The organism is Listeria immobilis, assembly GCF_014322845.1.
Taxonomy (GTDB): domain Bacteria; phylum Bacillota; class Bacilli; order Lactobacillales; family Listeriaceae; genus Listeria; species Listeria immobilis.
In genome coordinates this window covers 35,447-48,223 of record NZ_JAASUA010000007.1, presented here as the reverse complement: position 1 = coordinate 48,223, position 12,777 = coordinate 35,447, and the positions used below count along the sequence as shown (strand labels likewise).

Below are 12,777 nucleotides of genomic sequence, written 5' to 3'. Positions count from 1 at the left end.
TTTACCCCTCCACGACGGAATATTTTGCGAGCATTTGCATTTCTGGCTCGTTTTTCACCCTAGCAATTGCTTGTTCTAATTGCGCTTGGCTAGTTGAATGCGTAACGATAACAACCGTTGCTGTAAAATCATTATATGGTTGCTGTAAAATTTTATCGAAGCCAACGCCAGCTTCCGCAAAAATTTGTGTTAATTTCAAGAATGTCCCTGTCTTATCATCCATTGTTAGACGAAGATAATATTTAGAGAAAACTTGTTCTTTTGGTGTATGTTTTGTTTCGTGTTTGTAACTATTGAAGGCATTTCCATTCGTACCCAGACGACTATTTTTAGCAACAGTGATTAAGTCACTGACTACACTCGTTGCAGTTGGTAATTCGCCAGCTCCAGGACCATAAAACATAGTTTCTCCAACAGCAGCTCCTGTAACGAATACTGCATTGTTTTCATAGTTTACGCCTGCAAGAGGATGCGCTTTTGGTAATAATACTGGACCAACATTCACATTGACCATACCATTTGTTTCTTCAGCTGTACCAACTAGCTTGATTTTGTAGCCTAATTGATAAGCTACTTCAATATCTTCAGGGGAAATTCCACGGATGCCGTTTGTTTCCACATTATCTAAATCTACATTCATTCCAAATGCTAAACGAGTCATAATAACCATTTTCCTCGCTGCATCAATGCCATCCACATCATTCGTCGGATCAGATTCTGCAAAACCTAATGCTTGAGCTTCTGCTAAAACTTCTTCATATGACTTTTTCTCTGTCGTCATTTTTGTTAGCATAAAATTCGTTGTCCCGTTGACAATGCCCATTACTTTTTGAATTTTATCTGCTGCTAAACTGTTTACAATAGTACGTAAAATTGGAATCCCGCCAGCAACACTTGCTTCATAAAATAAATCACAATTATTAGCTTGTGCAACTGCAACTAATTCGTCACCATGTAGCGCAATTAAATCTTTGTTCGCAGTTACTACATGTTTTCCGGCTTTCAAGGCCTGCAAAATGTATTCCCGCGCAGTTGTGATGCTGCCCATAACCTCGACAACAACAGCAATTTCTGGATCATCCAGTACATCAGACGGATTGGTGGTTAGTTCAAAACCTTTTGTTTCGTAACGGCGATTTTTCTCTAAGTCGCGAACTAGCACTTTCTTTACAGAAATTCGATAACCAGTTACTTGACTAATTTTTTCTTGATGTTCTTCTAAAATATGAATAACGCCACTTCCTACCGTTCCAAAACCTAACACACCTACTTGTAACTTTGCTTCCACTTGAAAACCTCCTTATTATTGTTTAACAAAACAGAAAATTTAACTTTTTTATTACCTACTCATAAAAAAGTAATTAGTGATATTATACGCAACTTCACAGGGAAAAGTAAACCCTTGTATGAAAAGTTTTTATTTTTGGCTCCTTCCAAAAAAAGACACCCTACTTCTATTAGGTGTGTCTATCAATCATCTATTAGCTAAATTGTTTTATTTTTGCTTCATAATTTTTTATTTTAAACCCTAATTTTGAGACTATTTCATTTATTTGTGCTTGTTTTCTAAGAGTTTTTCATATTCAAGATCAAGAATTTTTTTCCGTTTCTCAAGGAGTAACATCCCCTAATTGAAATAACTCGGTATATTAGGCTAACGACTTGATTGATAATCCTGCGCTGCTCATAATATCTTAACGTCGTTGGGGTAATATTTTGACGACTCGCTACTTCTGAAATATTCATTTTAAATTCCTCCTCCACACTTTTTTACACAGTCATATATTTATGGAAAATTAGTGCTGTAACGCTAATAAACCCCAATGATATTCCCATAATTACTATTTGGCTTCCCGCACTTGAGCTATCACTAAAACTAGAAATGAACAGTGAAGCATACGGGGAAAGTGTTGCGCCTAGATTATATGCTACTAAAACTATTGTTGCGCCAAACTTAGCCACTTTTTCGCCTCCAGTAGTAAGTATGTGCATAAAATAAGGCATAATATTACGAAATGAAAATCCTAAAACTAACGAACAAACCAACGTGAATACAAGAGAAGTGGAAATACTAGTTAAGAAAATACTCAGGCCAGCAGTGAAAGTAGCGATTGGGAGTAACCAGTTTTTTAAATATGCATATGTTCTACCGAATAAATTTCCTGCAATAAATGCTCCTGCCCCAATAGCAGCAATCATATTACTTCCATTTGTAGCATCCCCTATGCCTTGTTCAATTAATAGTGGTGTAATTTGCAAATTATAATTTATAAATAGCAGCACAATGCAAAATAAAACAAATCCTAAAATAATTGACCTTGTTTTCCGTTCCTTTGAAATTGTACTTGATTGATTTTTTTCTTCTTTGCTCGTTATTTGTACTCGTTGATTTGGAATGAAAATCGCAACAAAAATCAAACTTACAATTGCAAAGCTATACACCCAAAAAGAACTTGTCCAACTTATTTTGATTAATTGTCCGACCCCAATTGTCATAATGATACCGCCAAGGCCTTCACAAGCACTTTCTAACCCCAGTGCTTTGGCTTTTTTTCTGGTGTCACTTTGATATAAACTACTAATCATTTGAATAAGCAGTCGGTTAAACAACCCAATCCCTAAACCTAGTAAACACCTTGAAAGAAATAGTACGAGAAAACTACCTTGATCCCAAGCAGGCAATGTCCCAAAAAAACCAACTATAACTAACCCTAAAATAATAGTGTATTTCCTTCCTATCATTTTCTCAACCATACTAGTTAAAAAGACCCCGACTATTAAAAATAACGATGGTACTGTTGTTAAAAGCCCTATATATACTGTATTCACATTATTAAAACTTTGAGTAATGGCAGGGATATTGGCAGAAATAGCTGGTGCCGAGTTAATGATTAAGGCAACTGATAATAACGTCAGCAACTTCATCGTAAAGAAATTCTGTTTAGCGCTCATCTTCATCAAAAATTTCTTTTGCTAAATTAAAAGCTGACCACGCTTTTGGCCACCCAGTATAGAAAGCAAGATGTGTAATTAACGCTACGATTTCTTCTTTCGTTACCCCATTTTCTTTTGCGATTTTCAAGTGGGCTTCTAGTTGTGGTACTCCTTGTGTGAGTAAACTTGAAACAGTAATTAAACTACGATCTCTCGGCGATAATTCTACTTCACGTGCCCATACTTCGCCAAATAACACATCATCGTTTAACGCAGCAAATTGAGGAGCGAATTCACCTAAATTATTTCTACCCGCTGTTTGTTTTTTCATTTTCCACACCCTACTTTCTTTATTTTTTTAATGATAAATAGTCTGCATCAGAAACGGCCTCTAACCACTCAGGTGTCCCCGCAGTAATCGCAATATGTTCAAACCAGCTATCTTTAGTTGCTCCGTGCCAATGTTTTATGCCATCGTGAGTCACAACAACATCCCCAGCCTGTAAGAATTGTACTGATTTTCCTTCTTCTTGATACCAACCTTCTCCACCAGTCACTAATAAAATTTGGAAACCATCATGGTGAATATGCCAATTATTTCGGCATCCGGGCTCAAAGGTGACATTTCCGACACCGACATTTATAGCAGAATCAGCTACAAGCGTTTTTAAATAGCTTTGCCCAACAAAAAATTGCGCGAAAGCCTCATTCTTTTCTCCACTTGGAAAAATCACACCATTTCTCACTTCTTCAAATTTTGCCATTTTCTTTCTCCTCCATTCAACCTCAAAAAAAGCTGTAACATAAACTAAAAGGATTCCCTTACAAGTTTATGTTACAGCTTACTTTAACTATCGTCCAATACTTCTTAAGCTTAGTTTCATGCCTTTAAAGCATTTTCTATTTTTTTAATAAAAGTGAGTACCGTGTCACTAAGAATGGTTTCTTTCTTCCATACAAGCACGCAATTGGTTTCATGCTTTGGTGCAAGCGGGAGAAATTTTGTATTGTTTTTTCGGTTATCAGTTGCCCCTTTTATCGCAAAAGCCGCACCAACTTTATTCTCGACCAACGAAATGACATTAAAAATCAAATTATATTTACCAACGATATTCAACTCTGATTCTTCAAAACCACCCCAAATACAAAGCATCTTTTGAACTTCTTTTCGACCAGACCAAATTAAAGGCAAATCTATAATTTCTTTTGGTGAAATATCTTCTTGCTTGGCCAATAAATCCTCCGCCGATACTAGCAGTCCCCATAGTTCTTTTTCAGGTAAAACCAATTTATTATAATTATTGGTTGCAACAGGATCAATTAAAACTGCTACATCTAGTAACCCTTTGTCCAGCCTTTCTGTAATATCATTACTTGTTCCACTATATATGTTGAATGTTACTTGCGGATGATCGGCAATTATTTCTTTCAGCATTCTCGCTAAAAAATGAGAACTATTTGCTTCTACACATCCAATGGAAATTTGTCCTTTTAAAAGGGCATTTTGGTATTTAGCAAATTCTTGTTCCGTCTTTTCACCTAGCTCAATAATTTCCTCTGCTCTTTTTTTCAAAAATAACCCTGGTTCAGTTAAGTACAGTTTTTTATTTTTCCTTATAAATAAATCGGTTTGCAAACTGGCTTCAAAATCTCTAATTTGTCTGCTAAGTGTTGGTTGCGTGATATGAAGTTTTTTGGCCGCTTGAGTAATGTTTTGTTCTTCTGCCACAGTAAGAAAATATTTTAGCATTCTGATTTCCAATTACTCTAACTCCCTTCATAATTTTAATTCTATTATACACAAATTCTGTTTTTTTGCTTGAAAAATTCATAATTAAATGGAAAAAGAGGATACCCAAGAAGGATATCCTCTAAAACATTTTCGCTTATTTGAGACCGTATTTTTTGTTGAAGCGGTCCACACGTCCGTCTGCTGTAGCATGTTTTTGTTTACCAGTATAGAACGGATGCGAATCAGAAGAGATTTCGACACGTAGTAACGGATACTCGTTGCCATCTTCCCATTTAATTGTTTCGCTTGAGCTCTTAGTAGAACCTGACAAAAATTTGAAATCAGTACTAGTATCAACAAATACCACTTGACGGTACTCAGGATGAATTCCAGTTTTCATTTCTTTTCAACTCCTTCGCCCTGAATCATCTGAAACAGAGTAATAAGTGCTTTTACACACAGTATAAATATTATAACAATGTTAACACAAACAAGCAAGATTAATTTCTCACTTTAAAAATTATCCACTTACTAAATACATAGTTAAGTACAAGTACAATGATATTTGTCCAGATTTTCGCCCATAATTCATCTACTGATAATACGCTTATTAAAAGTATCATCACTAAAATATCTACTATGTATGTTAAAAAACGAAAACCAAAAAAAGAAGAAGCTTCTCTTAATTTATCTTTCCATGATGGGGTATAGCTCTCAAAAACATATTTTTTATTAGAAAAATATGCAAAAAGAACAGACGCAATCCATGCAATTGTATTTGCGACACGATAATCCCAACCTAATACCTCTTCACAAAACCAAAATGCTACAATATTAATAAGTGTAGTAAATCCTCCCATGATTAAATACATTAAAATACTATGAATTTCATCAGTATACCATGGTATCTTATCAAGTAATTTCCTTAGCTCGTTCATACAATATCTTCTTTCTTACCGTTGTATTCTTCGACAAAATAAAGTGGTCGCTTTTTAACCTCATTAAAGATTCGCCCTAAGTATTCTCCGATAATCCCTATACTAATAAGCTGAATTCCGCCTAAGAAAAGAATAGTTATCATTAAAGTTGGGAATCCACTTCCATCAGACCCAACTATTAGGGTTTTAACTAGAATATATATCAAGTAAACAAATGTACCTAATGATATTGCAAACCCTGCAATAGTGGACAATCTGAGTGGTAAGGTTGTATAAGAAGTAATTCCTTCTAACGCCAAATTAATTAATGAACGGTAGCTCCATTTTGTTTCTCCAGCATGTCTTGGCGCTGCATCAAAGGTTACCTCTACTTTTTTGAATCCAATCCAATTATAAAGCCCTTTTGTGTATCTCTGAGTTTCTCTTAACTTTTTTAATGCATCTACACATCGTCTATCTAACAATCTAAAATCTCCAGTATCTGGAAGCACAGGTGTTTTAGTCACTTTTTGTAAAGATTTATAATACCATTTTGAGGTAGCCTTTTTTAACCAGCTTTCTCCTGGGCGTTTGTTTCGTCTTGCATATACATCTTCATAACCTAATTCCCAAAGCTCTATCATTTCAGTAATTAATTCCGGTGGATGTTGTAAATCTGCATCCATTGTAATTACTGCATCACCCTTGGCATAATCAAACCCTGCCGCCATAGCTATTTCCTTGCCATAATTTCTTGACAGATCAACAAATCCCACTCTTTTATCTTGTACATGCATTTGTTTTACAATTTCGAGTGTTTTATCCTTGCTACCATCATTAATAAACAACAATTCAAAGGTATATTTATCTTTAACAGTGTCCATAACACTCACAACAGTTTCATATAAAGTTACAATTGATTCTTGCTCGTTATATGCTGGGACAGATATCGTAATTAATTTCATTATCTTTCTCCTTTCATATTTCTCACATTACTCTAAAAATGATAGTATCAAAATTAGTAAAAAAAGTATAGTTAGATTTTATTTTTTAAACATCTCTTCTTGCAATAATTCATAAAACGCTTCATTATTTGCTGTTTTTTTCAGATAGCGGACGAAACGCTCGGAAATATCAAGTCCATCGCTTTGTTTTGGCATTGTTTTTCTAATTTTCCAAAGTTGTTCTAGACGCTCTTTGGAAAGTAACAATTCTTCTTTTCTTGTTCCCGAGCGACGCATATCAATCGCCGGAAAGACGCGACGTTCTGCAAGTTGGCGATCTAAATGTAATTCCATATTTCCTGTCCCTTTAAATTCCTCATAAATTACATCGTCCATTCGCGAGCCTGTATCAACAAGTGCTGTAGCAAGGATTGTCAAACTGCCACCTTCTTCAATATTACGCGCTGAACCGAAGAATCGTTTTGGTCGATGGAAAGCTGCTGGATCAATCCCACCTGAAAGCGTCCGTCCACTTGGAGGAATAACTAAATTATAAGCTCTTGCTAATCTCGTAATACTATCCATTAAAATAATAACATCACGTTTTTGTTCTACTAGACGCATCGCACGTTCTAATACTAGTTCAGCAACTTTAATATGATTTTCTGGTACTTCATCAAAAGTTGAACTTGCCACATCTGCTTTTACCGAACGCTCTATATCTGTAACTTCTTCTGGCCGCTCATCTATCAGTAGTACAATCAGCTCTGAATCCGGATGATTGGTCGTTATAGCATTAGCAATTTCTTTTAATAATACCGTTTTACCTGCTTTTGGTGGAGCAACAATTAAGCCCCGTTGACCAAAACCAATTGGCGCTATTAAATCAATTGTTCTTGTTGAAATAGGTGTTTTACCCGTTTCTAAGTGAATTTGTCGATCTGGATAAAGTGGTGTTAATCCTGGAAAATGCACTCTTTCTTTGGCAACTTCCGGGTTTTCTCCATTGACTGCTTCAACATGCAATAATCCAAAATAACGTTCATTTTCTTTTGGTGGGCGGACTTTCCCAGAAACTTTATCCCCCGTTCTAAGTTCAAAACGTCTAATTTGAGAAGCCGAAATATAGATGTCTTCTGTGCTTGAAGAGTAATTAATTGGTCGTAAAAATCCAAAACCCTCATTTGGAATGATTTCTAAAACACCTTCCATAAAGAAGAAGCCTTCTTTTTCAGCATTGGATTTTAATAATGCAAAAATAAGTTCTCTTTTTGTAAGCTTACTATAATAGGCAATTTTGTGTTCTTTTGCGAGGGAGTAAATATCTTTAATTGTTAAACTTTCTAAATAAGCAATGGACAGTTTGGCCATATATGTACCACCTTTTTAAGTTAATAATTTTTTGGAAATAAGTAATGGAGAGGCAAACAGGGGGAAGACTGAAACGAAATGTTTCGTTCAGTCTCTAATTTTTAAATATTTGTTTCTGCAGTAGTGCTACGAGTAATATCAGCGCCAATTGCAGTAAGTTTTTCGATGATTTTACTATAACCACGTTCAATATGTTCTACACCATGAATTTCCGTTTGACCTTCTGCTAAAAGTCCTGCAATAACAAGCGCCGCACCAGCACGTAAATCTGTTGCCGTAACTTTAGAGCCCTGTAGTTTCGCCGGGCCACTAACAACAGCTGATCTACCCTCTAGTTTGAATTTCCCGCCCATACGTTCAAGTTCAGCTATATGTTTAAAACGACTTGGATAAATCGTATCAGTTACTACACTACTACCTTCTGCTCTTGTTAAAAGTGCAGTTAGCGGTTGCTGTAGATCCGTTGGAAAACCAGGATAAGCATATGTTTTAATATCTATTTTTTTTACTTTTTCTACCTCACCAACAAAAATAGCATCTTCCTCAATATCCATTGAAATGCCCATTTCTGACAGTTTCGCAATGATACCCTCTAAATGTGCCGGGATAACATTTTCGATTCGTATTCCTTTTCCAGAAGCCGCTGCAAGTACCATAAAAGTTCCCGCCTCGATTCTGTCTGGGATAATTGTATGATGGCAACCATGAAGATGTTCTACACCTGTAATTCGAATTGTATCCGTTCCTGCCCCTTTAATAATAGCACCCATATTAGTTAAAAGCGTAGCAACATCAATAATCTCAGGTTCTTTTGCCGCATTTTCAATCACTGTTTTCCCTTTTGCTCGAACAGCTGCAAGCATAATATTAATGGTAGCTCCAACGCTCACTACGTCTAAATATATCCGTGCCCCAATAAGTTCATCAGCACGCAAATAAATAGCGCCTTGTTCATTGGTTACTTTCGCGCCAAGTGCTTCAAAACCTTTAATATGTTGATCAATTGGACGCGGACCAAGATAGCAGCCTCCCGGAAGGCCAATAACAGCTTTTTTAAATCGTCCTAGCATTGCTCCCATCAAATAATATGAAGCACGCAATTTTTTTACATTTCCTGTTGGTAATGGCATCGAAATCATATCTGTTGGATCTATAACAGCTGTTTTTTCATCAAATTGAACCTTACCACCAAGTTCTTCTAAAATATCATAAAGTGTATATACATCAGAAATATCTGGTAAACCTTCTAAAACCACTTCAGATTCCGCTAAAATTGCAGCTGGAATCAACGCAACGGCACTATTTTTCGCCCCATCTACTTGTAAGGTGCCAGCTAATTTTTTGCCACCTCGAATAACTAATTTTTCCGTCACAAATGTACCCTTCTTTCTTGAAGCCTATAATACTTTATCATTATCCATTAATTTGTTTTACTTTGCAAGATTCTTTCTTTAAAAAAAGCTAGGAACAAAATCGTTCCGAGCTTCTATTATTGTGTAATATTTTTTGCCGGCGCTTTAGCAAGTGCTTCCATTCGCGGTTTGATTTTTTTAGAGGTCGTATCTTTAATTAACAAAGCTCCTGCACCAAATATGATACAACTATAGTAAGTAATTATCCGCCACAGCACGAGTGCCATGAGTAATTTGGCCGGACCTAGTAGCATTCCAAATAATAACGTAAAAGTATATTCGGCACCACCCGCACCACCAGGAGTTGGCATTACAGTCGCAAACATAATAATAAAGGCGTGATAAGTAATAGCCATATATAATCCAACACCAGTTACTCCAATTGCATGTAAAATAAAAAACGGAATAGAGAAATAAATCCACAGTTGTAAAGTGGTATATAAACAACAACGGATAATTAATTTCCAGTCTTTGCCAATTCGACTACTTTCTTCATGGAAAGTAATAATTTTTTGATCTAACATATTCCTCAAATTAGTTATTTTTTCTTTTTTCATAAATAATTTGGCTGGTGTAAGCAAAATATGCACTAGTTTTGTTGTGAATTTTTGACTTCTACCAACTAATATTAAACAAGCAATAACAAATACATGTACAGAAAAGCCAAGTAGCACTAAAAATTTTAATTGTGTTACACCAGTCATTAAATAATGTATCCCAAACAATAAAATAACTAAAAAATTAAGTACCACCATTGCCTGATAAATAATAAATTTTACTAATAAGACGGAACTGCCACGCCCAGCATCCATACCTTGCTTTGTTAGCATAACAAGTTGCGCTGGTTGCCCACCAGTAGCCATTGGAGTAATTGTATTAAAAAACTGACCAATCATTGTAATCCGAAAAGAGGAAAAAAAGCGCTGATCCTTATTCGCTGGTTTCGATGCTGTTTGTAAAACAACGGCTTCCAAAAACCAATATAAAAACATTGCACCAAATGCAGCAACAAGCCACCAAGGATTTACTTTTAACATAGAAGCGAAGAATGTAGAGACATCTACATCTTTGAATTGCCAAATAATAAATCCAATACTAATTGTAAGTACAATAGCAATATTAAAAAGATTTTTTTTAATGCCTCCACTCATTACTCATCACTCCTTTGTGTATAACCCTTGATAAAACGAGTACCATATCTCAGCTAGTCGATCTTCTGAATAATATGCGGCACCTTTTTTCGCCTTTTCTAGCATTTCATTATAATAATTTTCGTCTGTTTTTAAACGCTGAATTGCCTGAATAAAACCCTGATTATCGGCTTCTTTTACATAATAACCATCTAAAATCTCCTCATATAAATCTAAATTCCGGAGTAAAATGGGGACATTAGAACTCATTGCTTCTAAAATCGCCATAGGAAAAAGCTCATTATAAGATGGCATAAAGAAAATATCTGCCATATTAATACAAGCATTCATCTCTGAACGGTCCACAATTCCAATAAATTTCACATTGTCAGGCGGATTATCATAAATTCTCTTTAGCTCTTCATAACCAGAAGTGATTTTCCCAAATGAAAAGCCACCTGCCCAGACAAATTGCACTTCTGGAAGTTGTTTAGCTACTTCAATAAAATCAAGCACTCCTTTTCGATGCTGCACCTGACCAATTCCGATAACCGTGAATTTATCTTCTGTAATTCCATATTTTTCTCGAGCAACATTTTTTTCCGCTTGAGAAATTGGAAAAAAAGTTTTTTTAGAAACAAAATTTGGAATGTAGTGGATTTTTTCTTCTGGAATGTTATATGCAGTTAATTTAGGAATAAATGATGGATTTACTACAACAATTTCATCCATCCGCTTATAAAAGCTAATTAAATATTTATAAAAAACCACTCGTGCAATCCAAGGTAATTTTAAACTACCTTCCATTGTTTCAGGTAAAAAGTGGACATAACCAACACAAACACCGCGTTTTTTCTTAAAAAAAGTAGAAAGAAAAAAACGGAAATCAACAGTATGGTAATGTGTGATATCCGATTCTCTAAAACTATTAATCTGCATATCAATTTCATTTGTATATCTTTCTTCTAGCAAATTCACAAGTTCGCGGTATGCTGACGCTACACCTTGACCCTTGACTTTTTCCGCTGAAGATAGCATTGTCAACTTAATCACGTCGCGAAGACCTCTCTTTTCTGTGAACTTGTGTAGAAGATGAAAGCGAAAATACTTGGGAAGCTATTTTACTTTTGATTAATGTTGGTTTTACTTTAATGGAGCCATTTTTTCGCTTTGCACGGTAGATTTCACGAACTTCATTGTATGTAGCTTCCACGTTAAGACCGAATTGATCCGCAGAAATCGATTCTACCTTCACTCGTCCATTTGTAGCTACATGAGTTGCAGTATTTTTATCTGATAAAATTTGGACTAATAAGCCTGCTAATTCATAATCTTCATCAAATAAAAAGGCAGTTTCCCCGTCTGTTAAGAATCCCTCAATGCTTTCATCACGTTTTGCAACTACTGGTAATGAAGCCGCCATTGCCTCCGCATAAGTTAGTCCTTGTGTTTCAGTTGTTGAAGCACTTACAAACAGGTCGCCTAACTGATAGTATAAACTAATATTTTCCCATTCTACTGCACCAGTAAAAATAACATGTGGTTCTAAATTCTTATATTCTACTATTTTTTCTAGCTCTTTGCGAACAGGACCGTCACCAATAATAACCAATTTAGCATTCGGTTCTTCCAAAAGTACTTCTGGCATCGCATTAATGATTGCATCAATATTTTTCTCCTGAGCAATTCGCCCTAAAGAAAGGATAACCGCATCGTCTACACCAATTCCAAGTGATTTTTTTAAATCTGTTATTTGTTGCTTTTCTGCTGGTGCAAAAGAAGAAATATCTGTGCCAGTTGGAATGGTATACATTAATTTATGAATCCCTTGTTCTTCAAGATGGTGTTTTACTTTCGCTGTTGGGGTGATTATTGCGTCATAACTATCACAAAAAGATTTAGTCATTTTGCCAACCATAGAAGGTGTAATTATTTTCCCTTTTGCAATATAGTGCAGGTAATCTACATACATAGTGTGATAGGTGTGGACGGAAGGAATATGATATTTTTTAGCAATGCGCTTACCTAAAAGTCCTAGAGAAAATTCAGTGTGCGTATGAATAATATCTAAATTTAAGCGTCCCACTAATTTAATAAATTTATTCATCCCAGCTACAGCTACACGACGTTCCGGAAAAAAGACAAAAGGAATACTAGGCAAACGAAAAACACGTCCCTCTTCACTTTCTCGATCGGCGTTAGGATCAGTTGTTGTAAAAATATATACAGTGTGCCCTTGTTTTCTTAGTTCGTTTTCCATAATCATGATTGACGTAGCTACACCGCTAATCTGCGGACTGTAGGTATCCGTGAAAATCCCTATATTCATTACTATCG

Annotated in this window: 14 protein-coding genes; all 14 read right to left on the bottom strand. The window is 35.6% G+C overall.

The features are described 5' to 3' along the window. Position 1: 1 nt before the first annotated feature. Positions 2 to 1,288 (bottom strand): homoserine dehydrogenase, encoded by a 1,287-nt coding sequence (locus tag HCJ45_RS10160; RefSeq protein ID WP_187124727.1) that lies wholly within the window; start codon positions 1,286 to 1,288, stop codon positions 2 to 4. Positions 1,289 to 1,566: 278 nt separating this feature from the next. After that, entirely contained in the window at positions 1,567 to 1,746 is a 180-nt protein-coding gene (locus tag HCJ45_RS15105) for a MerR family transcriptional regulator (protein WP_343068888.1), read from the bottom strand. Between the two features lie 24 nt (positions 1,747 to 1,770). Next, positions 1,771 to 2,958: an MFS transporter gene (locus HCJ45_RS10150; RefSeq protein WP_246456552.1), complete on the bottom strand. Its 1,188-nt coding sequence runs from the start codon at positions 2,956 to 2,958 to the stop codon at positions 1,771 to 1,773. Further along, positions 2,942 to 3,265, bottom strand: coding sequence for a carboxymuconolactone decarboxylase family protein (locus HCJ45_RS10145; RefSeq protein ID WP_187124726.1), 324 nt, complete (start codon positions 3,263 to 3,265; stop codon positions 2,942 to 2,944). Before HCJ45_RS10145 ends, HCJ45_RS10150 begins: the two co-directional genes overlap by 17 nt. A 19-nt stretch (positions 3,266 to 3,284) precedes the next feature. Beyond that, positions 3,285 to 3,698: a cupin domain-containing protein gene (locus HCJ45_RS10140; protein WP_187124725.1), complete on the bottom strand. Its 414-nt coding sequence runs from the start codon at positions 3,696 to 3,698 to the stop codon at positions 3,285 to 3,287. 116 nt (positions 3,699 to 3,814) lie between these two features. Next, complete coding sequence (locus HCJ45_RS10135; RefSeq protein ID WP_187124724.1) at positions 3,815 to 4,696, bottom strand: LysR family transcriptional regulator; 882 nt, start codon at positions 4,694 to 4,696, stop codon at positions 3,815 to 3,817. Between the two features lie 124 nt (positions 4,697 to 4,820). Then, a complete protein-coding gene (locus HCJ45_RS10130) occupies positions 4,821 to 5,066 on the bottom strand; it encodes a type B 50S ribosomal protein L31 (protein WP_003720869.1) in 246 nt (81 codons plus the stop codon). 100 nt (positions 5,067 to 5,166) lie between these two features. Continuing rightward, complete coding sequence (gene gtcA / locus HCJ45_RS10125; protein ID WP_187124723.1) at positions 5,167 to 5,604, bottom strand: cell wall teichoic acid glycosylation protein GtcA; 438 nt, start codon at positions 5,602 to 5,604, stop codon at positions 5,167 to 5,169. Beyond that, on the bottom strand, positions 5,601 to 6,548 hold the full coding sequence (locus HCJ45_RS10120; RefSeq protein ID WP_187124722.1) for a glycosyltransferase family 2 protein: 948 nt from the start codon (positions 6,546 to 6,548) through the stop codon (positions 5,601 to 5,603). Before HCJ45_RS10120 ends, gtcA begins: the two co-directional genes overlap by 4 nt. Before the next feature lie 78 nt (positions 6,549 to 6,626). Then, positions 6,627 to 7,898, bottom strand: coding sequence for a transcription termination factor Rho (gene rho, locus HCJ45_RS10115; RefSeq protein ID WP_187124721.1), 1,272 nt, complete (start codon positions 7,896 to 7,898; stop codon positions 6,627 to 6,629). 101 nt (positions 7,899 to 7,999) lie between these two features. Next, positions 8,000 to 9,271 carry a UDP-N-acetylglucosamine 1-carboxyvinyltransferase gene (locus HCJ45_RS10110; protein WP_187124720.1) on the bottom strand — a complete coding sequence of 424 codons (1,272 nt, stop codon included), beginning with the start codon at positions 9,269 to 9,271 and terminating at the stop codon, positions 8,000 to 8,002. Between the two features lie 116 nt (positions 9,272 to 9,387). Further along, positions 9,388 to 10,461 (bottom strand): lysylphosphatidylglycerol synthase transmembrane domain-containing protein, encoded by a 1,074-nt coding sequence (locus HCJ45_RS10105; RefSeq protein WP_185345802.1) that lies wholly within the window; start codon positions 10,459 to 10,461, stop codon positions 9,388 to 9,390. A gap of 6 nt (positions 10,462 to 10,467) precedes the next feature. Beyond that, entirely contained in the window at positions 10,468 to 11,493 is a 1,026-nt protein-coding gene (locus HCJ45_RS10100) for a glycosyltransferase (RefSeq protein ID WP_187124719.1), read from the bottom strand. After that, positions 11,486 to 12,769: a glycosyltransferase family 4 protein gene (locus HCJ45_RS10095; RefSeq protein WP_187124718.1), complete on the bottom strand. Its 1,284-nt coding sequence runs from the start codon at positions 12,767 to 12,769 to the stop codon at positions 11,486 to 11,488. Before HCJ45_RS10095 ends, HCJ45_RS10100 begins: the two co-directional genes overlap by 8 nt. Between the last annotated feature and the right edge of the window lie 8 nt (positions 12,770 to 12,777).

What these genes read in the sequence shown, in the direction of transcription:
- HCJ45_RS15105 (WP_343068888.1), bottom strand. Translation starts at nt 1,746, where the DNA reads ATGAATATTTCAGAAGTAGCGAGTCGTCAAAATATTACCCCAACGACG.
- HCJ45_RS10150 (WP_246456552.1), bottom strand. Translation starts at nt 2,958, where the DNA reads ATGAAGATGAGCGCTAAACAGAATTTCTTTACGATGAAGTTGCTGACG.
- HCJ45_RS10145 (WP_187124726.1), bottom strand. Translation starts at nt 3,265, where the DNA reads ATGAAAAAACAAACAGCGGGTAGAAATAATTTAGGTGAATTCGCTCCT.
- HCJ45_RS10140 (WP_187124725.1), bottom strand. Translation starts at nt 3,698, where the DNA reads ATGGCAAAATTTGAAGAAGTGAGAAATGGTGTGATTTTTCCAAGTGGA.
- HCJ45_RS10130 (WP_003720869.1), bottom strand. Translation starts at nt 5,066, where the DNA reads ATGAAAACTGGAATTCATCCTGAGTACCGTCAAGTGGTATTTGTTGAT.
- gtcA (WP_187124723.1), bottom strand. Translation starts at nt 5,604, where the DNA reads ATGAACGAGCTAAGGAAATTACTTGATAAGATACCATGGTATACTGAT.
- HCJ45_RS10120 (WP_187124722.1), bottom strand. Translation starts at nt 6,548, where the DNA reads ATGAAATTAATTACGATATCTGTCCCAGCATATAACGAGCAAGAATCA.
- rho (WP_187124721.1), bottom strand. Translation starts at nt 7,898, where the DNA reads ATGGCCAAACTGTCCATTGCTTATTTAGAAAGTTTAACAATTAAAGAT.
- HCJ45_RS10105 (WP_185345802.1), bottom strand. Translation starts at nt 10,461, where the DNA reads ATGAGTGGAGGCATTAAAAAAAATCTTTTTAATATTGCTATTGTACTT.
- HCJ45_RS10095 (WP_187124718.1), bottom strand. Translation starts at nt 12,769, where the DNA reads ATGAATATAGGGATTTTCACGGATACCTACAGTCCGCAGATTAGCGGT.